Genomic DNA, 24,866 nt, shown 5'->3' with positions numbered 1-24,866 from the left:
ATTCTATGCCAAGAGCAGGGGACGTAGGGTGGGCACCACGTGCCCACCGAACATGCGCGTCACGCCAGCGCGCGGTGGGCACATGGTGCCCACCCTACTGGGATAGTCTGCTAGTCGATGCGCACCTTGGCCAGGTCGGCCTTCGGTTCCGGCCACTCCAGCTTCATCCCCTGCATCGTCTCCAGCATCAGGTGGGCGATGATCAGGTTGCGGTGGGTCTTGGAATCGGCCGGCACCACGTACCAGGGCGCGTGGTCGCGGTCCGTCGCGTTGATCGCATCCGCATAGGCCTTCTGGTAGTCGTCCCATTTTTCGCGCGCGACGAGGTCGGCCGGATCGAACTTCCAGTGCTTTTCCGGGTCGTCCAGGCGCTCCTGCAGGCGCTGTTTCTGTTCGTCCTTCGACAGGTGCAGGAATACCTTCACGATCGTCGTGCCGGATTCGGACAGCAGGCGCTCGAAGTCACGGATCTGGGCGTAACGGCGCTCGCACTCGTCGCCATCGATTCCCCCCATCACGCGCGGCACCAGCACGTCTTCGTAGTGGCTGCGGTTGAAGATCGCGATCTCTCCCTTGCCCGGCATGTGCGGGTGGACGCGCCACAGGAAATCGTGGGCCTGCTCGCGTGCCGTCGGCGCCGTGAACGCGGTCGACGACAGGCCCATCGGATTGATCTGCGAGAACAGCGCGCTCACGGTGCCGTCCTTGCCCGAGGTGTCCATGCCCTGCAGCACCAGCAGCAGCTTCTTCTGGCGCGCCGCATACAGTTTTTCCTGGAGCTTGGCGACCTGGCCCGTCAACTCGGCAGTAAGCGCTCGCTCGCGCTCCTTGACCTCGGCCTTGCCGTTGCCTTTACCGTTTCCCTTGCCGTTCTTGCGCAGCGGCGTCTCGCTGGCGGACTTGTCGTCCAGTTTCAGGTCCTTGGGTGCGCGGAAGCGTTCGAGCATCGACTTCATGCGCGGTCCGCCATCTTGCGATGCTCGATCAGCATGCAGTGGTTCATGACGACGTCCAGGCCCGCCGCACGCGCGAGGTCGGCAGCCACCTGGTTCTCGATGCCGAGCTGCATCCACAGGGCGCCGGCGCGCACGTCGATCGCATCCTTGGCGACGGGCGGTACCTCTTCCGATTTGCGGAACACGTCGACGACGTCGATGTGCTGGCCGTCCTGCGCCAGCATGTCGGCCGCTTCCTGCAGCGTGGCGTGGACCTTCTCGCCCAGCAGCTCCTGGCCGGCATAGGCGGGATTGACGGGCAGGATGCGGTAGCCCTGCTGCTGCAGGTAAGTGGCCACTTCGTGGCTGGCGCGCTCCGGCTTGTTGGACAAGCCGACGACGGCGATGTTCTTCGCGGCGTGGAGGATCTGTTCGATGGTTCGCATGGCGGATTCTTGGCGTGGTGTTGTCGTTGTCGCCAGCTTATCAGGTTCGCCAGCCTGTCCGGCGCAACGATGCCAGCGTTGCCTCTCCGGTAAGAATATGGAAAGATGGGGCATGTCCCTGCGCCCTGCCCTCGCCTTCCTGTGCTGCCTGCTGCCGCTGCTTGCCGGCGCCCTGCCCGCGCAGGCGCAAACGCTGGCCGACGTCGGACGCGCCATCGTGCCCGTGCGCGACTGGGGCGGCACGCCGGTGGACGCCGCGCGGGCGCGGAAGCAGGTGGTCACTCACATCACCCTGCACCACCAGGGCGAGCCGTTCGCGCCGGGCACCGATCCGCGCCAGTACCTGCGCAATCTGCAGGCATGGTCGCGCACCACCCAGGGCTGGCTGGACATCCCCTACCACTACATCATCGACCTCGACGGCCGCATCTACGCAGGACGCGACATCGCCTACGCGGGCGACACCAACACGGAATACGACCCCACCGGTCATGCGCTGATCGAAGTGGTCGGCAACTTCGAGGAGGTCGAGCCGAACCAGCGGCAGCTCGATGCGATCGTGGACTTGATGGCGCTGCTGGCCGATCGCTACCACGTGGGCCTGGACGGGATCCGCACGCACCGCGACTATTCCAGCCGCACCGTGTGCCCCGGCGCGAACCTGTACCGCTATGTGCAGGAAGGGTATTTCCGGCACCACGTGGCGCTCAGGCTGGCGCGGGAACATGCCCTGCTGGATGAACAACAGCGCTGACCAACGTCGTCCCTGCGCAGGCAGGGACCCAATGTTGCATGCGTGTCGACAGCTCCCGCAGAACTTGGGTCCCTGCCTGCGCAGGGACGACGTTGGTAGAGGCGCGTCAGACAATAAAAAAGGCAGCCCGCAGGCTGCCTTTCATGACGCTGGACCAGCGTATCAGCGACCGCGCGAACGCAGTTTCTGAATGGCGGCCAGCTGCGCGATCGCCGCAGCCAGTTCGGCTTGCGCCTTGGCGTAGTCGATCTGCGTATCCTTGTTCAGCATCAGCTCTTCGGCCATGCGCTTGGCTTCCTGGGCTTTCGCTTCGTCCAGGTCGGCGCCGCGGATCGCGGTGTCGGCCAGTACGGTCACGCCTTTCGGCTGGACTTCCAGGATACCGCCGGCGACGAACACGAACTCTTCGTCGCTGCGGCCCGCCACCTTGATGCGCACGGCACCCGGACGGATGCGCGTGATCAGGGGAGTGTGCATCGGGTAGATGCCCAGCTCGCCCGCTTCACCCGGCAACGCGACGAATTCGGCTTCGCCCGAGAAGATCTGCTCTTCGGCGGAGACGACGTCAACGTGAATGGTATTTGCCATGTGTGTCCTTTGAAGAGGGCTCGATTAGCCGGCAGCCAGCTTCTTGCCCTTTTCGATGGCTTCCTCGATGGTGCCGACCATGTAGAACGCCTGCTCCGGCAGGTGGTCCAGTTCGCCCGACGCGATCATCTTGAAGCCCTTGATCGTGTCCTTCAGCGAAACGTACTTGCCCGGTGCGCCCGTGAAGACTTCGGCGACGTGGAACGGCTGCGACAGGAAACGCTGCATCTTGCGAGCGCGTGCGACGACCAGCTTGTCTTCCGGTGCCAGTTCGTCCATGCCCAGAATCGCGATGATGTCGCGCAGTTCCTTGTAGCGCTGCAGGGTGCCCTGCACGGCGCGCGCGGTGGCGTAGTGCTCTTCGCCGACGACCAGCGGGTCCAGCTGGCGCGAGGTCGAGTCCAGCGGGTCGACTGCCGGGTAGATACCCAGCGAGGCGATGTCACGCGACAGCACGACGGTCGAGTCCAGGTGGGCGAAGGTGGTTGCCGGCGACGGGTCGGTCAAGTCGTCCGCAGGGACGTACACGGCCTGGATCGAGGTGATCGAGCCGGTCTTGGTCGAGGTGATGCGCTCCTGCAGGCGGCCCATTTCTTCGGCCAGGGTCGGCTGGTAGCCCACTGCCGACGGCATACGGCCCAGCAGTGCCGACACTTCGGTACCGGCCAGGGTGTAGCGGTAGATGTTATCCACGAAGAACAGGACGTCCTTGCCTTCGTCACGGAACGCTTCGGCCATGGTCAGGCCGGTCAGCGCGACGCGCAGACGGTTGCCCGGCGGTTCGTTCATCTGGCCGTAGACCATCGCGACCTTCGAGTTGCCCAGGTCGTCCAGGTCGACGACCTTGGCATCGGCCATTTCGTGGTAGAAGTCGTTACCTTCGCGGGTACGCTCGCCCACGCCGGCGAACACGGACAGACCCGAGTGTGCCTTGGCGATGTTGTTGATCAGTTCCATCATGTTGACGGTCTTGCCGACGCCGGCGCCGCCGAACAGGCCGACTTTACCGCCCTTGGCGAACGGGCACACCAGGTCGATCACCTTGATGCCGGTTTCCAGCAGGTCGGTCGACGGCGACAGTTCGTCGTACTGCGGTGCGCTGCGGTGGATCGAGGCGGTGCGCTCGCTGCTGACCGGGCCGCGCTCGTCGATCGGGTTGCCCAGCACGTCCATGATGCGGCCCAAGGTAGCCGGACCGACCGGCACCATGATCGGGTTGCCGGTGTTCTGGATGGTCATGCCGCGACGCAGGCCTTCCGAGCTGCCCAGCGCGATGGTACGGACGATGCCGTCACCCAGCTGCTGCTGCACTTCCAGAGTCAGTTCGGAGCCTTCCATTTTCAGTGCGTCGTACACCTTCGGCATTGCGTTGCGCGGGAATTCCACGTCAACCACGGCGCCGATACACTGAACGATTTTGCCATCAGCCATGTTCGTTCCTTCAGATATAGTTTTAATTTCGTTGCAAGAGATCGTTTGCTGCTCGATGCCCGATCAGCCGCTGATTGCAGCGGCGCCGGAGACGATCTCGGAGAGTTCTTTCGTAATCGCTGCCTGGCGGGTCTTGTTGTAGACCAGCTTCAGCTCGCCGATGACGCTGCCTGCGTTGTCGCTCGCGGCCTTCATCGCCACCATGCGCGCCGATTGCTCGGACGCCAGGTTCTCGGCCACGCCCTGGTAGATCAGCGCTTCGACGTAGCGCATCAAGAGCTCGTCGATGACGACCTGCGCGTCCGGCTCGTAGATGTAATCCCACGAGTGGCCGCCGGCGTCCGCTTCCAGTGCCTTGGCCGGCAGCGGGAGCAGCTGCTCGACCACCGGTTCCTGGCGCATGGTGTTGATGAACTTGGTGTAGCACAGGTACACCGCGTCCAGCTGGCCGTCCTGGTAGGCGTCGAGCATGACCTTGATCGGGCCGATCAGCTTTTCCAGGTGCGGCGTATCGCCGATTTGCGTCACGCTGGACACGACCTTCACGCCGATGCGGTTCAGGAAGCCCAGACCTTTATTACCGATTGCAACGACTTCAATGCGTTTGCCCGCGGCTTCCGCCTCGCGGGTCTTCTGCGTCACCTGGCGCAGCACGTTGGTGTTCATGCCGCCGCACAGACCCTTGTCGGTCGTGACGACGATGAAGCCGACGGCTTTCGCCTCGACGTCCCTGGCTTGCGCCATGAACGCGTGGGTGTACTCCGGGTTCGCAGTAGCGAGATTGGCCGTGATGTTACGGATCTTCTCGCTGTAGGGACGGGCGGCGCGCATCCGGTCCTGCGCCTTGCGCATCTTGGACGCGGCGACCATTTCCATCGCCTTGGTGATCTTCTTCGTATTTTCTACGCTCTTGATCTTGCCACGTATCTCTTTGCCTGCTGCCATGAGCCCTTACTCCTTGTGCGGACGGGGATTGCTCCCCGTCCTGCGGTCCATTGGAACGCGCGTCTTAGAACGACTTCTTGAAGTCGCCGATGGCAGCAGCCAGTGCCGCTTCGCCATCCTTGTCCAGTGCCTTGGCCTGTTCGATCTTCGACAGCAGGGCACCGTGGCTGGTCTTCAGGAAGCCGTGCAGGCCGGCTTCGAAGTCCAGCACGCGCTTGACGTCGACGTCGTCCAGGTAGCCCTTGTTCACTGCGAACAGCGACGCGGCCATCAGCGAGATCGGCAGCGGTGCGAACTGCTTCTGCTTCAGCAGTTCGGTCACGCGCGCGCCGCGGTCCAGCTGCTTGCGGGTCGATTCGTCCAGGTCCGATGCGAACTGCGCGAACGCGGCCAGTTCACGGTACTGTGCCAGGTCGGTACGGATACCGCCGGACAGGTTCTTGATGACCTTGGTCTGGGCTGCGCCACCGACGCGCGACACCGAGATACCCGCGTTGATCGCCGGACGGATACCGGCGTTGAACAGCGAGGTTTCCAGGAAGATCTGGCCGTCGGTAATCGAGATGACGTTGGTCGGCACGAAGGCCGAGACGTCGCCCGCTTGCGTTTCGATGATCGGCAGTGCGGTCAGCGAGCCGGTCTTGCCGGTCACGGCGCCATTGGTGAACTTCTCGACGTAGTCGGCGTTCACGCGTGCTGCGCGTTCCAGCAGGCGGCTGTGCAGGTAGAACACGTCGCCCGGGTAGGCTTCGCGGCCCGGCGGACGGCGCAGCAGCAGCGAAATCTGGCGGTAAGCCACGGCCTGCTTCGACAGGTCGTCGTACACGATCAGCGCGTCTTCGCCGCGGTCGCGGAAGTATTCGCCCATCGCGCAGCCCGAGTAGGCCGAGATGTACTGCATGGCGGCCGATTCCGACGCCGAGGCAGCCACCACGATGGTGTATTCCATCGCGCCGTGCTCTTCCAGCGAGCGCACGATGTTCTTGATGGTCGATGCCTTCTGGCCGATGGCGACGTACACGCAGGTGACGTCCTGGCCCTTCTGGTTGATGATCGCGTCGACTGCGACAGCCGATTTACCGGTCTGGCGGTCGCCGATGATCAGTTCGCGCTGGCCGCGGCCGATCGGCACCATGGCGTCGATCGACTTGATGCCGGTCTGCATCGGCTGCGACACGGATTCGCGCGCGATGACGCCCGGGGCGATCTTTTCGATCGGAGCGGTCAGCGAGGCGGTGACCGGACCCTTGCCGTCGATCGGCTGGCCCAGCGCGTTGACGACGCGGCCGCGCAGTTCCGGACCGACCGGCACTTCCAGGATGCGGCCGGTGGTCTTGACGGTGTCGCCTTCCGAGATGTGCTCGTAGGCGCCCAGGATCACGGCGCCGACCGAGTCGCGCTCGAGGTTCATCGCCAGGCCGAAGGTGTTGCCCGGGAATTCCAGCATCTCGCCCTGCATCACGTCCGACAGACCATGGATGCGGCAGATACCGTCGGCGACGGAGATCACCGTGCCTTGGTTACGAACATCAGCCGAACCTTCGAGGCCCTGGATGCGGCTCTTGATCAGTTCGCTGATTTCAGACGAATTAAGTTGCATGATGCTAACTCCTAATAGTTTCTTGATGCGTAGGGCAAGAGCCTGGACGCGGTGACGGTGCGATTCGCTCAGGCGACCAGCGCGTTGTGCATCTGCTGCAGCTTCGCGCGGACCGAGGTATCGAGCACTTCATCGCCGACGACCACGCGCACACCACCGATCAGCGACGGGTCTACTGCGACCGTGGGGTTCAGCTTGCGGCCAAATTTCTTTTCCAGCGTGGCGACCACCTGGGTGAGCTGGTCGGCCGAAATATCGAACGCGCTGTAGATCGTCGCGTCGGCGGCGCCAGCCTGTGCGTTCTTGAGCACGTTGAACTGGACGCCGATTTCCGGCAGCAGGGCGATACGGCCGTTTTCGGCCAGCATCGCGATAAAGTTTTTTGCCTCAACGCTCAGCGGCGTCTTGACCAGGGACGCAATCGTGTCGGCCAGCTGGGCGTGCGTGAGGTTCGGATTGCTGGCGTAAGCCTGCAGGTCCGGGTTGGCGCCGATCTGGGCCAGTTCCCCGACGATGGCCGACCAGGCCGCCATGTCGCCGTTCTGGGCGACACGGAACAGCGCTTCGGCATAGGGGCGGGCGACGGTTGCGAGTTCAGCCATGATCAGAGCTCGGTCGACAGACGGTTCAGCAGGTCGGCGTGGGCCGCTGCGTTCACTTCGCGCTTCAGGATCTGCTCGGCGCCGGCGACGGCGAGGGCAGCCACCTGGCCGCGCAGTTCTTCGCGCGCGCGGGTTGCTTGCTGTTCGGCGTCGGCCTTCGCGCCTTCGATGATGCGCGCGGCTTCGATGGCAGCCTGTTGCTTGGCTTCGTCGATGATGGCCTGGGCACGTTTTTCGGCGTCGGCGATGCGCTTGACGCTTTCTTCACGGGTGGCAGCCAGCTCGGCGGCGATGCGCTTTTCAGCGGCGGCGGCTTCGGCCTTGCCACGGTCGGCAGCGGCCAGGCCATTCGCGATCCTCTCGGCGCGCTCGTCGAGCGCTTTCATCACCGGCGGCCACACGAATTTCATCGTGACGAACACCAGGATGAAGAAGACCACGAACTGAACAATCAAGGTTGCGTTCAGATTCACGGTAGATTCCTTCTCACAAAAACGGATGCCGAACCGGGGAGGTTCGGCTCTTTCAAGTCCCTCGTCGTGGGAATCTTTATTAGCTGGTGAACGGCTTGCCGAACACGAACAGCATGGCGATACCAACACCGATCAGGAACGCCGCGTCGATCAGGCCAGCCAGCAGGAACATCTTGGTCTGCAGGGTGTTCATCAGTTCAGGCTGACGTGCCGAGGCTTCCAGGTATTTACCGCCCATGATAGCGATACCGATACATGCGCCGATAGCGCCCAGGCCGATGATCAGACCGCAAGCCAGTGCAACGAAAGAAACGTCAGTCATGAGATTTACTCCAAAAGTTAAATGTAAAAACTATAAAAATTACTACTTCTTTACTACCACTATCTTGTACGTCTTGCGATCGCGTGGGTCAGTGGCTCTCGTGGGCCTGACCGATATACACCAGCGTCAGCATCATGAAGATGAATGCCTGCAGGAGGACGATCAGGATGTGGAAGATTGCCCAGATCGAACCAGCAATCACGTGGCCAACGACGCCGAACGGGGTTGCCATGGCGCCGAGCAGCGCAATCAACAGGAACAGCAGTTCGCCGGCGTACATATTGCCGAACAGTCGCATACCGAGCGACACGGTACGAGCTGCGTATTCGATCAGGTTCAACAGGAAGTTGAACGGTGCCAGCCAGATGCCGAACGGCGCTGCGAACAGTTCATGGATCCAGCCGCCGATACCCTTGATTTTCACGTTGTAGTAGAGGACCACGGCCAGCACGCCCAGCGCCATGCCCAGCGGACCGTTCAGGTCGGCGGTCGGGACGATACGGAAATGCGGCTCGCCCAGGCCCAGTGCGCGGAAGATGCCGGCAAACATGTCGACCGGCAGGAAGTCCAGGCAGTTCATCAGGAACACCCAGATGAACACGGTCAGTGCGAGCGGAGCGATGAAGCTGCGGTCGCCATGGATGATGGACTTCGACTGGTCTTCGACCATTTCGACGACGGCTTCGATGGCGCCCTGGAAGCGGCCCGGCACGCCCGAGGTGGCGCGGCGGGTGCCCAGCCACAGCACGAAGGTGCCGACCACGCCCATCAGGATCGACCAGAATACGGTGTCATAGTTGATGACGCTGAAGTCGACGATGAAACCCTGGTGGATGTTCGTCAGGTGACCCAGGTGGTGGGTGATGTACTCGCCCGCGGTCGGTGCATGCGCCGCCGCGTTTTCTACCGTTGGACTCGTCATTGTCAGTGCCTAAATAATAAGATGATGTAACTTTTCAGCGCCACGATGAACCCGCCCAGCAGGGCCAGCCAGTTCAGATCGTGATACGCCCGCACCGTTGCGAACAACAGCGCCAGCGTCAGAGCAATCTTTACAAATTCCCAGATGAAAAATGTGGCAGGGTTTGCACCGCCCATTTTTTGCGAGCTGGCGAACAGGCGAAACGCCATGATGCCATTGGGCACGACACAACACATCCCGCCAAGTACCGCCGAAAACATCGCAGACCATCCCCCCAGCAGTCCGGCGATCAGGCCGGCCACAAGTGTTGCCAGGATTTGCAGGGAGACCAAGCGCAGCATTGTTATTATTCTTTCGCGCTAGCCGTGATGGAACCGAGTTACGGTATGGTAATTACATGAATCAGCGGGATTATAAAGGGTTATCGAATGCGTAGTCAAACCCTTCACGAGTTATAAGTCCTTGATTGCGATGTAAAAACGACAAAGTAAATTTCGCGGAATTTGTTAAATTTCCTACAAAATCGTGGAACGTCGTGGCCTGGCTTGCGTACTGACGGCGTGTTCGGGCCATTCGCGGGTCGTGCGCTTGTCATGTTGAGGATAAGCTGGCGTGATGACAAGTCCATGTCATCTGCATGAGAAATTGCTTCTGGGAAGGTACATGGATGCGTTGCGGTGGTGCGGCGGTGTGGACAAGCGCGATGTTGTCCACACGGTGCTATCGACACGATGTTGCGCGCGCGAGGTCGGCAGCGCGTAGGGTGGGCATCGCATGCCCACCATGCATACGCCTGCTCAGGCGCGCAGGCGCGCCAGCACGCTGTCGAGGATGTCGAGGTCGGCGAAGTCGATGATCATCTGGCCCCTGCCCTTCGGTCCCATCTTGAAGACTACCGGGGTCGCCAGCTTGTCCGACAGTTCTTCTTCCAGGCGCACGATGTCGCCCGACTTTTCCTTCTGGCGTGCGCCGGCCGCCGGCGCCTGCTGTTCCTCCAGCGCGCGGGCAACGAGCTTCTCCGTCTCGCGCACGGACAGGCGCTTGGCGATGACCTGGTTCGCCAGGCCGATCTGGCTGGCGCCGTCGACGGCGAGCAGCGCGCGCGCATGGCCCATGTCGATATCGCCCGCCATCAGCATCGTCTGTACCGGCTGCGCCAGGTTCACGAGGCGCAACAGGTTCGATACGGCGCTGCGCGAACGGCCGACGGCCTGGGCGGCCTGCTCGTGGGTGAAGTCGAATTCCGCGATCAGGCGCGCGATGCCCTGCGCTTCCTCCAGCGGGTTCAGGTCTTCGCGCTGGATGTTCTCGATCAGCGCCATCGCGGCGGCGTTCTGGTCGTCGACTTCGCGCACGAGCACGGGGATCTCGTCCAGGCCGGCCAGTTGCGCGGCGCGGAAGCGCCGTTCGCCGGCGATGATCTCGTAGCGCACGGTGCCGTTGCCGTCGATCGGGCGCACCAGCACGGGCTGCATGATGCCCTGGCTCTTGATGGAAGACGCCAGTTCGGCCAGCGAGCCGTCGTCCATGCGCGTGCGCGGCTGGTACTTGCCGGCCTGGACCTGGTCGACCTTCAGCGTCGACGGCGTGCCGCTGGGGGCGGCAGCATCCGGCGCGTCGGCGCCGAGCAGTGCGTCGAGGCCGCGCCCGAGTCCTTTCAGTTTTTTGGTTGCCATGGTGTGGAATCGGTGATTTATAAAGTCTTGATGCGCTCGACCATCTCGGCGCCGAAAGCGATGTACGCCTGCGCGCCCTTCGACGAAGGATCGAACACGACGCCGGGGATGCCGTAGGACGGCGCTTCGGCCAGACGCACGTTGCGCGGGATGATGGTCTTGAACACTTTGTCGCCGAAGTGCTGCTCGAGCTGGCCGGACACCTGCTGCGACAGCGTCATGCGCGGATCGAACATCACGCGCAACAGGCCGATGATCTTGAGGTCGTGGTTCAGGTTGGCGTGCACCTTCTTGATCGTGTTGACCAGGTCGGACAGGCCTTCCAGCGCATAGTATTCGCACTGCATCGGGATGATCACGCCGTGCGCGCACACCAGACCGTTCAGGGTCAGCAGCGACAGCGCGGGCGGGCAGTCGATCAGGATGAAGTCGTAGTCGGCGTCGACCTTGGCCAGCGCGTCCTTCAGGCGGCGCTCGCGGTTTTCCAGTTCGACCATCTCGACTTCGGCGCCGGCCAGTTCGCGGTTGGCGGGCAGGACGTCGAACCTCCCCGCTTCGCTGCGCAGGCGCGCCGTGGCGACGTCGGCCTCGCCCAGCAGCACCTGGTAGATCGACGACGCGAGGCCGGCCTTGTTGATGCCGGCGCCCATCGTGGCGTTGCCCTGCGGGTCCAGGTCGACCAGCAGCACGCGCTGGTCAAGCTTGGCCAGGCCGGCCGACAGGTTGACGCTGGTGGTGGTCTTGCCCACCCCGCCCTTCTGGTTTGCTACGCAAAAAATTTTCGCCATGCAGGATCTTCTTGGTTGGCGGTATAACCGGACATACCATTAATATCGTTAAAATGATTTATACGATATAAACGGTATAAACGATTTATACCATTTACATGGTTAATGTGGTCTGGCGATGAATCGTCATGCCGCCGGCTCGATGAATACCAGGTGGCGTTCCGCTCCCAGCCTGGGCACCTGCAGGGGCGCCACGCCGCTCACCTTCCATTCGCCCGGCAGGCGCTGCTGCTCGTCCCTGGGCGCCGTGCCTTTCAAGGCGATGTAGCGTCCGCCCTCGGCCAGCAGGTGCGAGGACCAGTTGACGAAATCGGACAGGTCGGCGAACGCGCGCGAGGTGATCACGTCGAAACGCGCGTCCTCGGCAAGCTGCAGTTGCTCGACCCGCGCCGTGTACACGGTCACGTTGGCCAGGGCAAGCTGGGCTTTCACTTGCGTGAGGAAGGCCGTCTTCTTGTGCACGGTATCGATCATCGACACGTTCATGTCGGGCCGCACGATGGCCAGCACGATGCCGGGCAGGCCACCGCCCGAACCCACGTCCAGCACATTGCGCGCGCTGGCAAAGGCCGGCACGGCCGCCAGCGAATCGAGCAGGTGGTGCGTCACCATCTGCATCGGGTCGCGCAGCGAAGTCAGGTTGTACACGCTGTTCCACTTGAACATCAGGCCCAGGTAGTCCATTAATTGTTCCTGCTGGGGCGGCGTTACCGCCAGCCCCATCTCGGCGATGCCGTCGGCCAGTACCTGCGCCAGTGCGACGCGGTCGAAATTCTTCATGCGGCGGATTCCTCGTTCGGTGCGCTGTTCGCCACGTCGTTCGGCGCATTGGTAAAGCCCTTGGCGCCGCGCTTCTTGAGGTGCACCAGCAGCAGGGAGATAGCCGCCGGCGTCACGCCGGAGATGCGCGAGGCCTGGCCCAGCGTCTCGGGACGCTGCTTGTCCAGCTTCTGGCGCACTTCGATCGACAGGGCGGCGATCTCCAGGTAGTTCAGGTTTTCCGGCAGCTTCAGGTTTTCGTAGTGGTCGTGACGCTCCACCTCGCGCGCCTGGCGGTCGATATAGCCGGAATATTTCAGCTGGATCTCGACCTGTTCCTTCACGGCCGGATCCGTCACGCCGGGACCGGCCAGCGCCTGCCCTTCGACGCCCGTCAGCGTCACCAGCTTGTCGTAGTCGACACCCGGACGGCGCAGCAGGTCGGCCAGGTTGTACTCCCGTTCGATGGCCTGGCCGATCACGCGTTCCGATTCGGCGGCCGCCAGGATGCGCGGGTTGACCCAAGTCGAACGCAGGCGTTCCAGCTCTTGTGCGACGGCTTCGCGCTTGCGCTCGAACGCTTCCCACTGGGCATCGCCGACGACGCCCAGCTTGCGGCCGATCTCCGTCAGGCGCATGTCGGCATTGTCCTCGCGCAGCGACAGGCGATACTCGGCACGGCTCGTGAACATGCGGTAGGGTTCCGCCACGCCCTGCGTCGTCAGGTCGTCGACCAGCACGCCGAGGTAGGCTTCCGAACGGCCCGGCGTCCATGCTTCCTTGCCCTGGGTCTGCAGCGCCGCATTGATACCGGCCAGCATGCCCTGGGCCGCCGCTTCTTCGTAGCCGGTGGTGCCGTTGATCTGGCCGGCGAAGAACAGGCCGCCGATCGCCTTCGTTTCCAGCGAAGCCTTCAGGCCGCGCGGGTCGAAGTAATCGTATTCGATCGCGTAGCCGGGGCGCAGGATGAAGGCGTTTTCCAGGCCGCGCATCGAGCGCACCAGGTCCAGCTGCACGTCGAACGGCAGGCTCGTCGAGATCCCGTTCGGGTAGAACTCGTTGGTCGTGAGGCCTTCCGGTTCCAGGAAGATCTGGTGCGATTCCTTCGACGAGAAGCGGTGGATCTTGTCTTCGATCGATGGGCAGTAGCGCGGGCCGACGCCTTCGATCACGCCCGTGTACATTGGGCTGCGGTCGAGGCCGTTACGGATGATGTCGTGGGTCTGCGCATTCGTGTGCGTGACCCAGCACGGCACCTGCTTCGGGTGCATCGCGGCGTTGCCCATATAGGAAAAAACGGGGACGGGATCCAGGTCACCCGGCTGCTCCGCCATGACGGAAAAATCGATGCTGCGGCCGTCGATGCGCGGCGGCGTACCCGTCTTCAAACGGCCCTGCGGCAGCTTGAGCTCTTTCAGCCGGCTCGACAGCGAGATCGCCGGCGGATCGCCCGCGCGTCCCGCCGCATAGTTCTGCAGGCCGACGTGGATCTTCCCGTCGAGGAAAGTACCTGCCGTCAGCACGACGGCACGGGCGCGGAAGCGCAGGCCGACCTGGGTCACGGCACCGACGACGCGGTCGCCCTCGACCATCAGGTCGTCGACAGCCTGCTGGAACAGCCACAGGTTCGGCTGGTTTTCCAGACGCGAACGGATCGCATGCTTGTACAGCACGCGGTCGGCCTGGGCGCGGGTAGCACGCACGGCCGGGCCCTTGGAGGAATTGAGGATGCGGAACTGGATGCCGGCTTCGTCGGTGGCGATCGCCATCGCGCCGCCCATGGCATCGACTTCCTTGACCAGGTGGCCCTTGCCGATACCGCCGATGGACGGGTTGCAGGACATCGCACCCAGGGTTTCAATGTTGTGCGTAAGCAAGAGCGTCTTCTGGCCCATGCGCGCGGACGCGAGCGCCGCTTCGGTGCCGGCATGGCCGCCGCCAACGACGATCACGTCGAATTCTGTCGGATAAAGCATGATGGAATGTGGAGCGAGGAGGAGTTAAGGGTGGATTATAGATTCTTTTTTCTGCGGGGCTCCGAAGTGGTCCCGAAAACGACAGATTTTGTTTCACGTGAAACCAAATCTGTCAGGAACGGTGGCGTGCGTGCGGCCGTGTAATGACCCTAGTCATGTTAGGCTTACAGCCGAGCCAACAACTCCAATGCCACGACGATGCTGCGCACGCTTCCTTGTTTGCTGCTCTTTGTAACTTCCTTCTCGTACGCCTATCCACGCTCCGATCTGCCTTCCCTGAACTTCCAGCACAAGGACTGGGAACTCGTCTGCGACAACACGCGGACGTGCCGCGCAGCAGGCTACCATCCGGAAACTGTACCGCTGCGCGCGAGCATCCTGCTGACGCGCCGCGCGGGCCCCAACCAGCCTGTCGCGGTCCAGATCCAGTTGGCCGACGACGACCGCCACCCTTCCCCATCCACACTGCAGATGGCAATCGACGGACGTCCGCTCGGCGCCGTACGCATCGACCCGGATGACAACACGGGTACCTTGTCCGACGCACAGGTCAAGGCACTGTTGCCCGCATTGCTCAAGGACGCCAAGCTGGGCTGGACCGGCAACGGCACGACGTGGACCATCTCGACTGCCGGCGCCACCGCCGTGCTCCTGAAAATGGATGATTTCCAGGGACGCATCGACACGTCCGGCGCGCTGGCCAGAAAAGGCAGCAAGCCGGAGTCGTCCGTACTGCCTGCCTTGCCAACGCCGGTAGTCCGAGCGGCGCCCGTTCCATCGGAAGGCAAACCCGTGACGTTCACGGCCCGGCAGGAGCGCGAGCTACTGCCGGCGTTACGCAAGACGGTCCACGACGACAGTTGCCCGAGTCTGTCACAACCGCAAAGGCTGGGAGTCCATCGCCTGTCGAACGATAAACTGCTCGTATCCCATCCATGCTGGCTGGCTGCCTATAACACGGGAGACGGCTACTGGGTCATCGATGCGCGGCCACCCTATTCGCCGGTACTGGTGACGACATCCGGAACCGACTACGACAAGGGCGTCATCGGTTCCGTCCAGCGGGGCCGCGGCATCGGCGATTGCATGGGTTGGTGGACGTGGACATGGGACGGACGCACGTTTTCACAAACTTCGCAGCGCACGGGTGGAATGTGCCGCGACATCGCCATCGGTGGCGCATGGGAGCTGCCGACGATCGTCACCGACGTAAGGGAAGCCAAATAAGGTCACTGTTCCACGTGAAACAATTACCATCCGAGATGGCGGACCGTATCCCAGGCTGTCTTTACGATCAGCAGCGACACGACGACGAGGAACAGTTTGCGCACAAATCCGCTGCCGTGCTTCAGCGCTAACCGGGTGCCGATCAATGAACCCGCGATCTGGCACACGGCCATCGTCAGGCCCAGTTGCCAGATCAGGTGGCCGCTGGCGCCGAACAGGATGAGGCCCGAAATATTACACGCCACATTCACGACCTTGGCCGCCGCCGACGCGCTGAGGAAATCGAAGCCGAAGAAGCGGACGAACAGGAACAACAAAAAGCTGCCCGTGCCGGGACCGAAGAAGCCGTCGTAGAAACCGATGGCGCCGCCGAAACCCAGCGCGAGCCAGCGTTCCTTCGCACCACTGTGCAGGGGGGCGTGGATGGCCCCAAGATCTTTCTTCTTGAACGTGTAGACGGCAACGGCCACCAGCACCACGGGCAGCAGGCTGCGCACGAAGTCGGCCGGGACACGCGTCACGGTCCAGGCGCCGAGGAAGGCGAACGCGAAGGCTGCGACGGCCGCCGGTGCCGCCGTGCTCCACGCCACCTGCACGCGGCGCGCATACTTGACGGCCGCGACCGAGGTACCGAACACGGACGCCAGCTTGTTCGTGCCGATCAGCGTGGCCGGCACTTCCTTTGGATACACCGCGAAGATCGCGGGAATCTGGATCAACCCTCCTCCACCAACGACAGCATCGACGAGACCGGCAGCAAAGGCCGCGATGGCCAGGAGGGTGAGATCGAACATGGAGGCAGGGCAACACGAGGAAAAGCGTTATTGTACGGCACGCAAGACCTCGCCTCACCGCCGTGTCCTCTTCCCTCAGGCCGTTACGCGCGCCTCGCCGATGAACTCGAGCAGCAGTGCGTTCACCTTTTCGTGCGCCGTCAATTGCAGCCAGTGGTCGGCGCCACGGATCCTTTCGAAGCGAAACTCGTCTTCCACGTAGTGGGCGGAATCGCGCATCTGCTTCTCGCCCATCGCCGGATCGCGGTCGCTCCAGATGCCCATCACCGGCACCTTGATGCGAGGATAGGATTGCGGCAGGCCCGTGCCGAGATTGGCGCGATAGTAATTCAGGGCCGCCGTCAGGCGGCCCGGGGGCGATAGCTCGCGCTTCCAATGGTCGGCCTGGCCGGGCTCGTCGGTGAACTGGCGCATCATGAACCAGTCTCCCGCGCGCAGCGTGTGTTCGGCGATGCCGGGCAGGATGAACCCCAGCACATAGGTCATGCGCAAGTGCTGGAGCAGGCCCGAGCGGGCGATGGCCGCCGGATGGCCGACGGACAGGGCCACGAGGCGGTGCACGCGCTGCGGCGCCAGCGTCGCGATCTGCCAGCCGATGAGGCTGCCCCAATCGTGGCCGACGATGAACACCTTGTCGATCTGCAGCACATCGAGCAGGCCCAGCACGTCGCTGCGCAGCTTGTCCAGCGTGTAGTCGAAGATGCCGCCCGGCGCATCGGTGCGGCCATAGCCGCGCAGGTCCGGGGCGAGGACACGGTAGCCGGCGGCGGCCAGCACGCCCACCTGCTTGCGCCAGACCTGGTGCGTATCGGGAAAGCCGTGCAGCAGCAGCACGGTCGGCCCCTGCCCCGTCGTCGTGACATGCATGCGGATGCCGTTCACGTCCAGCATGAGGGATTCGTCGATCACACCGTCTCCTTTGGCCGAGGCCTGCCTGGTCGGCCCATTCTACCTGCGTCGCAGCGCGTGCAACGCACCCGAGCGGCACCGCTCAACCGGCTGCGAAACCCGCATCCTCGATCGCCTGCGCCGTCTTTTCCGCGATCATCAAGGTGGGCGAATTCGTGTTCCCGGACGTAATGAAGGGCATGACCGAGGCATCGACCACGCGCAGGCGGCGCACGCCCCTGACGTTCAGGGCGCCGTCGACGACGGCCAGCGGATCGTCGCTCCTGCCCATGCGGCAAGTGCCGACGGGGTGGAAGATCGTCGTGCCGATCAGGCCTGCCGCTTCCGCCAGCTCGTCCTCCGTCTGGAAATCCGGACCAGGCTTGAACTCCTGCGGCCGGTATCGGGCCAGCGCCGGCGCGGCCACGATGCGCCGCGTCAGCGCCAGCGCGGCGGCGGCCACGCGGCGGTCTTCCGGCGTGCTCAGGTAGTTCGGCACGATCTTCGGCGGCGCATGGCTGTCGGCGGAAGCGATGCGCACGTGGCCGCGCGCCGTCGGCCGCAGGTTGCAGACGCTCGCCGTAAAGGCGGGAAAGCCGTGCAGCGGATCGCCGAACTTGTCGAGCGACAGCGGCTGCACGTGGTATTGCAGGTTGGGCGTGGCCTGGCCGGGATCGGAGCGGGCGAAGGCGCCCAGTTGCGACGGCGCCATCGACATCGGCCCGCTCTGGAACAGCAGGTACTGCAGGCCGATGCGCAGCTTGCCGTGCCAGGACGAGGCCAGCGTATTGAGCGAGCGCGCACCGGCGATGCGGTAGACCATGCGCAGTTGGAGGTGGTCCTGCAGGTTGGCGCCGACCCCGGGGGCATCGACGACGGGCACGATCCCCAGTCCTTGCAGGTGCGGCGCGGGGCCGATGCCGGACAGTTGCAGGATCTGCGGCGAACCGATGGCGCCTGCCGCCAGCAGGGTTTCGCGCCGCGCCGTCGCCGTGAACATGCGGCCGCCGCCACTGAAGCGCACGCCCCGGCAGAGCACGTCTTGCCCCTCCCCGTCGAGCAGCAACTGCTCCACATGGCAGCCCGTCATGATGGTGAGGTTCGGCCGCGCCGATGCGGGCCGCAGGAAGGCCTTGGCCGCGTTCAGCCGGATGCCGCGGCGCTGGTTGACCTCGAAATAGGCGCAACCGTGATTGTCTCCGCTATTGAAATCCGTTACTGCGGGAATGCCGGTCTCGCTCGCCGCCGCGCGGAAGGCATCGAGGATTTCCCAGGAAAGGCACTGGCGCTCGACGCGCCATTCGCCGCCGCTGCCGTGGATGGCGCTGGCGCCCAGCCAGTGGTCTTCGCTCTTCCGGAACAGCGGCAGCACGTGTTCCCAGCGCCAGGACGCATCGCCTGAGACGTCCGCCCAGCGGTCGTAGTCGCCTTGCTGGCCGCGCATATAGATCATGCCGTTGATCGAGGAACTGCCGCCGAGGACTTTGCCGCGCGGGTAGAGCAACGCCCGTCCAGCCAGACCGGGATCCTTTTCGGTACGGAACAGCCAATCGGTACGGGGATTGTCGATGCAGTACAGGTAGCCGACGGGGATGTGGATCCACAGGTAATCGTCCTTGCCGCCCGCCTCGATCAACAGTACCGCGATATCGGGGTGCCGGCTCAGGCGGTTCGCGAGTACGCAACCGGCCGTGCCCGCTCCCACGATGACGTAATCGTATTCACCGGCGGATTCCATGGTCGTCTCCTCCTGCTCGTCCGTACAGCGTAGCAGAGAACCGGGCTCATGGACCGTCTCCGGGTCTGTGGATAAGCATCTGCATATCCACAGGTACGGATTGTGGGGAACGCCCGCTTTTCGCCTTGCCCGGATTTTTATCCATTTTTTCCCTCAGGCAAACACAGCGGTAGCCCACCGGGTTTACGGCGACGTAAACGCTTGATGTTGTGGACAAAATCACGCTTATCCACAGATCAGTAGCACCGTTAACTACTACCACTATTCTGTATACAAGCTTTTGCTTGTAAACCTGAGGTGCCGGCGGCGCGCACAGCCTTGGCCCGAAAAAAAACCCGATTCCGGTAAACCGTCGGGACTGCCAGTACACCGATGTCAACAACGCTGCGAACATCGAAAAATTTTTTTCGACTCCGGCAAGGCTGCCAAACGAGATCACACGACGACGTCGACCTGTTCCTCGCATGGCTAAAAAACCTGCACACCAGTCCATCGACACCAGAAAACAGCCTGCATGTGGATAAACCCATGCATATCCACAGGATCGAATGTGCGAAACCTGGGCAATCTGAAGACCGCGATTTTTTGTCCAGTTTCGATCCCGGCCGGATACAGGTTTTTTCCAGCGCGTTTACACGCACGTAAACCCTTGAGCTTGTGGAAAAAATCCCGTTTATCCACAGTTCAGGCGGCGTTTACTATCACTACCAACTTATCTTTCTATCCAAGTTAACTCATAGAGGGATAACTCGATTTCTGCACACAGCGCCAAACCCCGGTTCGCCTCGCTCACTGACTCGCGGCATAGCCGCTGGCCTGCACACGTTCATCTGTCTGCAGGAAAACGAGACGCTGCCTTCGCTTCCTGAACGACAGCGCGAACATGCAGGTAATGGAGATGCGACACATCGCATCCGACTGACGGAGACGCTTCACCTGGCAAACTTTTTTTGGGTCTACAGGAATGGGGTAGCCGAACGCCACCTCAACGGGACACGCTTCAGCTGGCGAGCGTTTTTTGGTCTACAGGGATGAGGCAGGCGAACGCCACCTCGGCAAGACACGCTGCATCCCGCATGCACTAAAAACACGTCAATCAGGAACAAGCTGGGCAATAAACTGGGGCAGCAGCCCAGGTGACGAGCGTCCGATCGCTGTCTCCGCTGCCAGCAAATGGCCAACAATCGCAGCGACTGTGGAAAAACGCCTGCATATCCACAGGAGCAAGTGTGCAAAAAGCGACTTTTTTCTTGCTGAACAGTTTTTGTCCAACATCGGTCCAGCATCGATACAATGTTTTTCCAGCACTTCCGGCAGTACGTAAACCGTTGACGCTGTAGACAAATTCGTCTTTATCCACAGCCGACTCCGCGTTTACTATCACTACCAGTTTTTATATATACCTTCGTTTACTAATACAAAAAGACCGCGAACAAGGTGCACAAGCCCGAAAAACGGTCTTCAACGCCCGTCCAGGCCAGGGAAAAACATGCGATTAGGGATCATCAGCGCGTTGCACGAAGAACAGCAGGGGCTCGTGGAAGCCATGGAGAGGCCCTACAGGCTCATGCACGGCATGCGCGAGTACTTTGTCGGACAACTGTGGGAAATCGACGCTGTGTGCGTTTTATCGCGTATAGGCAAGGTTGCTGCAGCAATGACTGCCACCACGCTTGTTGAAAAGTTCGGAGTTACGCACATCCTGTTCACGGGTGTGGCCGGCGGCGGAGCACCGTCGATCCGCGTCGGGGACATCGTCGTGGCCGAATCGCTGGTCCAGCACGATATGGATGCCCGTCCCTTGTTTCCCCGTTTCGAGGTACCGCTGACGGGTTTGACACATTTCCCCACGGACCGGCACCTGGGCATGCAGCTGGCCGATGCCGCCGAGCGTTTCCTGGCCCAGGACTTCGCTGCCGCCATCGATCCCCAGGAAAGGACCGTATTCGCGCTCAGCGGGCCGCGGCTGCATCGGGGCCTGGTGGCCAGTGCGGATGAGTTCGTGAGCGCCAGGGAGCGTATCCAGGCCCTGGGAGAGGCCTTCCCGGGGCTGCTGGCCGTGGAAATGGAAGGCGCGGCCGTCGCGCAAGTCTGTTTCGAGCTGGGCATCCCGTTCGGCGTGATCCGCACGATTTCGGACAATGCCAACGAAAACGCGGCCACCGACTTCATGCGCTTCGTGACATCGGTGGCGTCGCGCTATGCCTTCCACGTCGTCCGGCAGTTCTGCCTGGGCATCAACGCCAATCCGACACCGTAAACGACAACGGCGTGCCGCAAGGGCACGCCGTTCCTCTCGCCGACGACGGCGCTCAGACGCTCAGAGGCTTAGACGCTCAGCGTCATCAAGCTCGCATTGCCGCCCGCCGCCGTCGTATTCACGCAGACGGCACGTTCGGCCACCAGGCGCCACAGGGCGACCGGTTCCTGTTCCCGCGTATCGACGATGCCGACGATGGCGCCCGGACGGCCGGCTAGCTTGCGCTGCACGTCACCCTTGACGTTCGCATCGACGAGGGCCATGGCGATGTCGCTGCCGTCGAGTTCCGCGTCACCGATGAAACGCACACGCTCCTTCACCGCCGCCGGCAGGCCGGACAGCACCTGGCTGCGCGCATCGGCCAGGACCAGGGCCCGGTTGCCGGTCGCGAGCACGGCCGCCAGCTGGTTCAGCAGGGCCTTGGTGCCATCGGCCGCGCACAGGACGGTGCCGCGCGGCGTGAAGGCCAACGCGTTGCGCTCGCCGGTCGGGCCCGGCAAGTCGATGCGCACGCCTTCCAGCGACGTTTCCTTGTAGCCTTCCGCCAGCGTCGCCACGTCGCCGTGGCCATTGCCGCGTGCCCAGTCCAGCAGCGCGTCCAGGGCGGCATCGGCACGGCGTTCGCGCGCGTTGCCTGCACTGCGCAGCGGCTGCGCATGCTGCTGCAGGCGCTTCAGGTACAGCGGGCCGCCGGCCTTGGGACCGGTGCCCGACTTCCCTTCCCCGCCAAACGGCTGCACGCCGACGACGGCGCCGACGATATTGCGGTTCACGTAGATATTGCCCACGTGGGCGCGCGAAACGATGAAGTCGATGGTTTCGTCGATGCGCGAATGCACGCCCAGCGTCAGGCCGTAGCCGGTGGCATTGATGGCGTCGATCACTTGCGGCAGGTCCGCACGGCGATAGCGCACGATGTGCAGCACGGGACCGAACACTTCGCGCGTCAGTTCGGACAGGGAACCGATCTCGAGCACGGTCGGCGGCACGAAGGTGCCCTGCGCCTGCAATTCCGCCGGCAGGGCCAGCGAGAAGTGCTGCTTGGCGGTGGCCTTCATGCGTTCGATGTGGCCCAGCAGGTTCTGCTGCGCCTCCGCATCGATGACGGGACCGATGTCGGTCGCCAGCCGGTCCGGCACGCCCACGCGCAATTCCTGCATCGCGCCTTTGAGCATCTTGATGGTCTTGTCGGCGACGTCTTCCTGCAGGAACAGCACGCGCAGCGCCGAGCAGCGCTGGCCGGCGCTGTCGAATGCCGAGCTCAGCACGTCCTGGACGACCTGTTCCGGCAGCGCCGAGGAATCGACGATCAGCGCGTTCTGGCCGCCCGTCTCGGCGATCAGGGGAATGTCGCAGCCTTCGCGCGCGGCGCGTTCGGCCAGCGTGCGGTTGATCAATTGCGCCACTTCCGTCGAGCCCGTGAAGATCACGGCCTTGACGCGCGCATCCTGCGTCAGGGCGGCGCCGACGGTCTCGCCGCGGCCGGGCAGCAGCTGCAGCGCGCCGGCCGGCACGCCCGCCTCGTGGAACAGCTGGACGGCGCGGTGGGCGATCAGCGGCGTCTGTTCGGCCGGCTTGGCCAGCACCGTATTGCCGGCCGCCAGCGCAGCGGCGACCTGGCCCGTGAAGATGGCCAGCGGGAAGTTCCAGGGGCTGATGCAGGTGACGGGGCCCAGCGCCTTCGCCGGCGCCGTGGCGCGGATCTCGGCCGCGTAGTAGCGCAGGAAGTCGACGGCTTCGCGGATCTCGGCGATCGCGTTCGGCAGCGATTTGCCCGCTTCGCGCACGGCCAGGGCCATCAGCTCCATCATGTGCGTTTCGAACAGCTCGCCCGTGCGCTCGAGCAGGGCGGCGCGCTGCGCATTGCCCAGGCCTTCCCAGGCCGGCAGCGCGGCCACCGCCGCCTGCAGCGCCGTGTCGACATCGCTCGTCGTCGCTTCCGTCACCTGGCCCACGATGTCGGCCGATTGCGCCGGGTTGACGACATTCACCGCACCGGCCGCTTCGAGCGGACCTTCGACCAGCGGCGCCGCCAGGTAGTGGCGCGGCTTGGCCAGCTCCGTGCCCAGCAGGGCCAGCATGTGCTCGTTGGCCAGGTCGATGCCGGCGGAATTGCGGCGGCCGTCCGGGAACAACGCCTGGGGCAGCGCGATGCGCGGGTGCGGCAGGCACTTGGCGGCGCGGGCCTGTTCGAACGGATCGGCCAGCAGCGCATCGATGGCGATGCTCTCGTCGACGATCTGGTTCACGAAGGAGCTGTTGGCGCCGTTTTCCAGCAGGCGGCGCACCAGGTAGGCCAGCAGCGTCTCGTGCGAGCCGACGGGCGCGTAGATGCGGCAGGCCTTGTCGAGGTTGTCCTTGCCGACGACCTGGTCGTACAGCGTTTCCCCCATGCCGTGCAGGCACTGGAATTCGTAGTTGGACACGCCGTCCGCCTTGGCCCAGGTATAGATCACGGACAAGGTGTGGGCATTGTGCGTGGCGAACTGGGCGTAGATGACGTCGGTCGCGCCCAGCAGCTTGCGCGCGCAGGTGAGGTAGGAGACGTCCGTGTACACCTTGCGCGTATAGACGGGATAGCCGGGCAGGCCGTCGACCTGGGCACGCTTGATCTCCGCATCCCAGTAGGCGCCCTTGACCAGGCGCACCATGAACTTGCGGCCGCTACGGCGCGCCAGGTCGATCACGTAGTCGATGACGAAGGGGCAGCGTTTTTGATAACCCTGCACGACGAGGCCGATGCCTTCGAAGCCGGACAGGGCCGGGTCGAATGCCAGCGCTTCCAGCATGTCGAGCGAGATCTCGAGGCGATCGGCTTCCTCGGCGTCGATATTGATGCCGATGTTGTACTGCTTGGCCAGCAGGACGAGGCTGCGCACGCGCGGCAGCAGTTCGCCCATCACGCGCTCGTACTGCGCGCGGCTGTAGCGCGGGTGCAGCGCCGACAGCTTGATCGAGATGCCGGGACCGTCCTTGATGCCGCGGCCATTGGACGCCTTGCCGATCGCGTGGATCGCCGCTTCATAGGAGGCATAGTAATTGCTTGCATCCAACTCCGTGAGTGCGGCTTCGCCCAGCATGTCATACGAGTAACGGTAGCCGCGGGTTTCGTTTTCGCGGCTGTTCTTCAATGCTTCGTCGATCGTCTGGCCGGTGACGAACTGGTTGCCGAGCATGCGCATGGCCAGGTCGACGCCCTTGCGGATCAGCGGTTCGCCGCCCTTGGCGATGATGCGCGTCATTGCCGCGCCCAGGCCGGTTTCGCTGCTGGACGACACCAGCTTGCCCGTGATGAGCAGGCCCCAGGTGGCGGCGTTGACGAACAGGGACGGAGATTCTCCCAGGTGTTTCTTCCAGTCGCCCTTGCTGATCTTGTCGGCAATCAGGCGGTCGGCGGTGTCGGTGTCCGGAATGCGCAGCAGCGCTTCGGCGAGACACATCAGTGCGACGCCTTCCTCGGACGATAGCGAGAATTCGTGCATCAGCGCGTCGACGCCCGACGAGCGCGTACGTTTTTGGCGCACGGCTGCCACAAGGCGGTGCGCCAGCGCGTGCGCGTCGGCATGCGGACGTGCGCCCTGCTCCAGCAGCCATTCGACGGCGGCGGTCTCGTCGCGGCGGTAGGCGGCGGTGATGGCGGCACGCAAGGGAGTTTGTTCGCGGCGGGTCTCGGCCTGCAGCGCATCGAAGGGAACGAAGGTGATGGCCGGAGTGGCGGCAATGTTCATGGAGGTATGGTGTA

The 24,866-nt window shown here is 63.4% G+C and carries 23 protein-coding genes; 3 read left to right on the top strand and 20 right to left on the bottom strand.

The genetic code is table 11. The annotated features are described in order from the left end of the window. Positions 1-110 precede the first annotated feature (110 nt). Positions 111-956: a PPK2 family polyphosphate kinase gene (locus ACI1V7_RS16390; protein ID WP_404532861.1), complete on the bottom strand. Its 846-nt coding sequence runs from the start codon at positions 954-956 to the stop codon at positions 111-113. Continuing rightward, positions 953-1,381, bottom strand: coding sequence for a CoA-binding protein (locus tag ACI1V7_RS16385; protein WP_404532860.1), 429 nt, complete (start codon positions 1,379-1,381; stop codon positions 953-955). The genes ACI1V7_RS16390 and ACI1V7_RS16385 overlap by 4 nt, the downstream gene beginning before the upstream one ends. A 112-nt stretch (positions 1,382-1,493) precedes the next feature. Here ACI1V7_RS16385 and ACI1V7_RS16380 point away from each other — a divergent pair, with 112 nt between their 5' ends. Further along, complete coding sequence (locus ACI1V7_RS16380) at positions 1,494-2,135, top strand: peptidoglycan recognition protein family protein (RefSeq protein WP_404532858.1); 642 nt, start codon at positions 1,494-1,496, stop codon at positions 2,133-2,135. Positions 2,136-2,297: 162 nt separating this feature from the next. On the opposite strand, the gene ACI1V7_RS16375 is transcribed toward ACI1V7_RS16380, so the two are convergent. The 13 genes from ACI1V7_RS16375 to mnmG all read right to left on the bottom strand — a co-directional run bounded on the left by ACI1V7_RS16375 (position 2,298) and on the right by mnmG (position 14,217). Continuing rightward, a complete protein-coding gene (locus ACI1V7_RS16375; RefSeq protein ID WP_314546447.1) occupies positions 2,298-2,723 on the bottom strand; it encodes a F0F1 ATP synthase subunit epsilon in 426 nt (141 codons plus the stop codon). 24 nt (positions 2,724-2,747) lie between these two features. After that, entirely contained in the window at positions 2,748-4,154 is a 1,407-nt protein-coding gene (gene atpD / locus ACI1V7_RS16370) for a F0F1 ATP synthase subunit beta (protein ID WP_290413074.1), read from the bottom strand. Between the two features lie 63 nt (positions 4,155-4,217). Continuing rightward, positions 4,218-5,099, bottom strand: a complete 882-nt coding sequence (gene atpG / locus ACI1V7_RS16365; RefSeq protein ID WP_404532857.1) for a F0F1 ATP synthase subunit gamma — start codon at positions 5,097-5,099, stop codon at positions 4,218-4,220. A gap of 64 nt (positions 5,100-5,163) precedes the next feature. Continuing rightward, positions 5,164-6,699: a F0F1 ATP synthase subunit alpha gene (gene atpA, locus ACI1V7_RS16360; protein ID WP_404532856.1), complete on the bottom strand. Its 1,536-nt coding sequence runs from the start codon at positions 6,697-6,699 to the stop codon at positions 5,164-5,166. A 68-nt stretch (positions 6,700-6,767) separates the two neighbouring features. Next, entirely contained in the window at positions 6,768-7,301 is a 534-nt protein-coding gene (locus ACI1V7_RS16355) for a F0F1 ATP synthase subunit delta (RefSeq protein ID WP_404532855.1), read from the bottom strand. A gap of 2 nt (positions 7,302-7,303) precedes the next feature. Continuing rightward, the gene (locus ACI1V7_RS16350) at positions 7,304-7,774 is read right to left on the bottom strand and encodes a F0F1 ATP synthase subunit B (RefSeq protein WP_404532854.1); all 471 of its coding nucleotides are present in this window, start codon (positions 7,772-7,774) and stop codon (positions 7,304-7,306) included. 79 nt (positions 7,775-7,853) lie between these two features. Next, entirely contained in the window at positions 7,854-8,096 is a 243-nt protein-coding gene (atpE, locus tag ACI1V7_RS16345) for a F0F1 ATP synthase subunit C (protein ID WP_141836424.1), read from the bottom strand. 88 nt (positions 8,097-8,184) lie between these two features. Continuing rightward, positions 8,185-9,018, bottom strand: coding sequence for a F0F1 ATP synthase subunit A (atpB, locus tag ACI1V7_RS16340; protein WP_290413078.1), 834 nt, complete (start codon positions 9,016-9,018; stop codon positions 8,185-8,187). A gap of 2 nt (positions 9,019-9,020) precedes the next feature. Further along, positions 9,021-9,359 carry an ATP synthase subunit I gene (locus ACI1V7_RS16335; protein WP_290413079.1) on the bottom strand — a complete coding sequence of 113 codons (339 nt, stop codon included), beginning with the start codon at positions 9,357-9,359 and terminating at the stop codon, positions 9,021-9,023. A 456-nt stretch (positions 9,360-9,815) separates the two neighbouring features. Next, positions 9,816-10,694 (bottom strand): ParB/RepB/Spo0J family partition protein, encoded by an 879-nt coding sequence (locus ACI1V7_RS16330; RefSeq protein ID WP_404532853.1) that lies wholly within the window; start codon positions 10,692-10,694, stop codon positions 9,816-9,818. A 17-nt stretch (positions 10,695-10,711) separates the two neighbouring features. Continuing rightward, positions 10,712-11,482: a ParA family protein gene (locus ACI1V7_RS16325; RefSeq protein WP_290413081.1), complete on the bottom strand. Its 771-nt coding sequence runs from the start codon at positions 11,480-11,482 to the stop codon at positions 10,712-10,714. A 126-nt stretch (positions 11,483-11,608) separates the two neighbouring features. Further along, positions 11,609-12,262 carry a 16S rRNA (guanine(527)-N(7))-methyltransferase RsmG gene (gene rsmG, locus ACI1V7_RS16320; RefSeq protein ID WP_404532851.1) on the bottom strand — a complete coding sequence of 218 codons (654 nt, stop codon included), beginning with the start codon at positions 12,260-12,262 and terminating at the stop codon, positions 11,609-11,611. After that, positions 12,259-14,217: a tRNA uridine-5-carboxymethylaminomethyl(34) synthesis enzyme MnmG gene (mnmG, locus tag ACI1V7_RS16315; RefSeq protein WP_404532850.1), complete on the bottom strand. Its 1,959-nt coding sequence runs from the start codon at positions 14,215-14,217 to the stop codon at positions 12,259-12,261. Before mnmG ends, rsmG begins: the two co-directional genes overlap by 4 nt. A gap of 198 nt (positions 14,218-14,415) precedes the next feature. Here mnmG and ACI1V7_RS16310 point away from each other — a divergent pair, with 198 nt between their 5' ends. Then, the gene (locus ACI1V7_RS16310) at positions 14,416-15,444 is read left to right on the top strand and encodes a DUF1176 domain-containing protein (RefSeq protein ID WP_404532849.1); all 1,029 of its coding nucleotides are present in this window, start codon (positions 14,416-14,418) and stop codon (positions 15,442-15,444) included. Between the two features lie 23 nt (positions 15,445-15,467). Here the strand turns inward: ACI1V7_RS16310 and ACI1V7_RS16305 are convergent, their stop codons facing one another. The 4 genes from ACI1V7_RS16305 to ACI1V7_RS16290 all read right to left on the bottom strand — a co-directional run bounded on the left by ACI1V7_RS16305 (position 15,468) and on the right by ACI1V7_RS16290 (position 20,224). Further along, complete coding sequence (locus ACI1V7_RS16305) at positions 15,468-16,238, bottom strand: sulfite exporter TauE/SafE family protein (protein WP_404532848.1); 771 nt, start codon at positions 16,236-16,238, stop codon at positions 15,468-15,470. A gap of 75 nt (positions 16,239-16,313) precedes the next feature. Continuing rightward, positions 16,314-17,147 carry an alpha/beta fold hydrolase gene (locus tag ACI1V7_RS16300; protein WP_404532847.1) on the bottom strand — a complete coding sequence of 278 codons (834 nt, stop codon included), beginning with the start codon at positions 17,145-17,147 and terminating at the stop codon, positions 16,314-16,316. Between the two features lie 82 nt (positions 17,148-17,229). After that, a complete protein-coding gene (locus tag ACI1V7_RS16295; protein ID WP_404532845.1) occupies positions 17,230-18,864 on the bottom strand; it encodes a GMC family oxidoreductase in 1,635 nt (544 codons plus the stop codon). Between the two features lie 1,096 nt (positions 18,865-19,960). Continuing rightward, on the bottom strand, positions 19,961-20,224 hold the full coding sequence (locus ACI1V7_RS16290) for a hypothetical protein (protein WP_404532844.1): 264 nt from the start codon (positions 20,222-20,224) through the stop codon (positions 19,961-19,963). A gap of 129 nt (positions 20,225-20,353) precedes the next feature. On the opposite strand from ACI1V7_RS16290, the gene ACI1V7_RS16285 reads away from it, so the two are divergent. Beyond that, positions 20,354-21,124 carry a 5'-methylthioadenosine/adenosylhomocysteine nucleosidase gene (locus ACI1V7_RS16285; protein WP_404532843.1) on the top strand — a complete coding sequence of 257 codons (771 nt, stop codon included), beginning with the start codon at positions 20,354-20,356 and terminating at the stop codon, positions 21,122-21,124. A 68-nt stretch (positions 21,125-21,192) separates the two neighbouring features. Here the strand turns inward: ACI1V7_RS16285 and putA are convergent, their stop codons facing one another. Then, positions 21,193-24,852: a trifunctional transcriptional regulator/proline dehydrogenase/L-glutamate gamma-semialdehyde dehydrogenase gene (gene putA / locus ACI1V7_RS16280; RefSeq protein ID WP_404532842.1), complete on the bottom strand. Its 3,660-nt coding sequence runs from the start codon at positions 24,850-24,852 to the stop codon at positions 21,193-21,195. Between the last annotated feature and the right edge of the window lie 14 nt (positions 24,853-24,866).

Source organism: Massilia paldalensis, assembly GCF_044901715.1.
Classification (GTDB): Bacteria; Pseudomonadota; Gammaproteobacteria; order Burkholderiales; family Burkholderiaceae_D; genus Telluria; species Telluria paldalensis.
This window is presented reverse-complemented; position numbering and strand designations above follow the sequence as displayed.

Excerpts from the sequence above, each read along its gene's own strand:
- ACI1V7_RS16390 (WP_404532861.1), bottom strand. The coding sequence starts at position 956 with ATGAAGTCGATGCTCGAACGCTTCCGCGCACCCAAGGACCTGAAACTG.
- atpG (WP_404532857.1), bottom strand. The coding sequence starts at position 5,099 with ATGGCAGCAGGCAAAGAGATACGTGGCAAGATCAAGAGCGTAGAAAAT.
- ACI1V7_RS16335 (WP_290413079.1), bottom strand. The coding sequence starts at position 9,359 with ATGCTGCGCTTGGTCTCCCTGCAAATCCTGGCAACACTTGTGGCCGGC.
- ACI1V7_RS16305 (WP_404532848.1), bottom strand. The coding sequence starts at position 16,238 with ATGTTCGATCTCACCCTCCTGGCCATCGCGGCCTTTGCTGCCGGTCTC.
- ACI1V7_RS16375 (WP_314546447.1), bottom strand. The coding sequence starts at position 2,723 with ATGGCAAATACCATTCACGTTGACGTCGTCTCCGCCGAAGAGCAGATC.
- ACI1V7_RS16330 (WP_404532853.1), bottom strand. The coding sequence starts at position 10,694 with ATGGCAACCAAAAAACTGAAAGGACTCGGGCGCGGCCTCGACGCACTG.
- putA (WP_404532842.1), bottom strand. The coding sequence starts at position 24,852 with ATGAACATTGCCGCCACTCCGGCCATCACCTTCGTTCCCTTCGATGCG.
- ACI1V7_RS16310 (WP_404532849.1), top strand. The coding sequence starts at position 14,416 with ATGCTGCGCACGCTTCCTTGTTTGCTGCTCTTTGTAACTTCCTTCTCG.
- ACI1V7_RS16355 (WP_404532855.1), bottom strand. The coding sequence starts at position 7,301 with ATGGCTGAACTCGCAACCGTCGCCCGCCCCTATGCCGAAGCGCTGTTC.
- ACI1V7_RS16380 (WP_404532858.1), top strand. The coding sequence starts at position 1,494 with ATGTCCCTGCGCCCTGCCCTCGCCTTCCTGTGCTGCCTGCTGCCGCTG.
- ACI1V7_RS16295 (WP_404532845.1), bottom strand. The coding sequence starts at position 18,864 with ATGGAATCCGCCGGTGAATACGATTACGTCATCGTGGGAGCGGGCACG.
- atpB (WP_290413078.1), bottom strand. The coding sequence starts at position 9,018 with ATGACGAGTCCAACGGTAGAAAACGCGGCGGCGCATGCACCGACCGCG.
- rsmG (WP_404532851.1), bottom strand. The coding sequence starts at position 12,262 with ATGAAGAATTTCGACCGCGTCGCACTGGCGCAGGTACTGGCCGACGGC.
- atpE (WP_141836424.1), bottom strand. The coding sequence starts at position 8,096 with ATGACTGACGTTTCTTTCGTTGCACTGGCTTGCGGTCTGATCATCGGC.
- mnmG (WP_404532850.1), bottom strand. The coding sequence starts at position 14,217 with ATGCTTTATCCGACAGAATTCGACGTGATCGTCGTTGGCGGCGGCCAT.
- atpD (WP_290413074.1), bottom strand. The coding sequence starts at position 4,154 with ATGGCTGATGGCAAAATCGTTCAGTGTATCGGCGCCGTGGTTGACGTG.
- ACI1V7_RS16385 (WP_404532860.1), bottom strand. The coding sequence starts at position 1,381 with ATGCGAACCATCGAACAGATCCTCCACGCCGCGAAGAACATCGCCGTC.
- atpA (WP_404532856.1), bottom strand. The coding sequence starts at position 6,699 with ATGCAACTTAATTCGTCTGAAATCAGCGAACTGATCAAGAGCCGCATC.
- ACI1V7_RS16285 (WP_404532843.1), top strand. The coding sequence starts at position 20,354 with ATGCGATTAGGGATCATCAGCGCGTTGCACGAAGAACAGCAGGGGCTC.
- ACI1V7_RS16325 (WP_290413081.1), bottom strand. The coding sequence starts at position 11,482 with ATGGCGAAAATTTTTTGCGTAGCAAACCAGAAGGGCGGGGTGGGCAAG.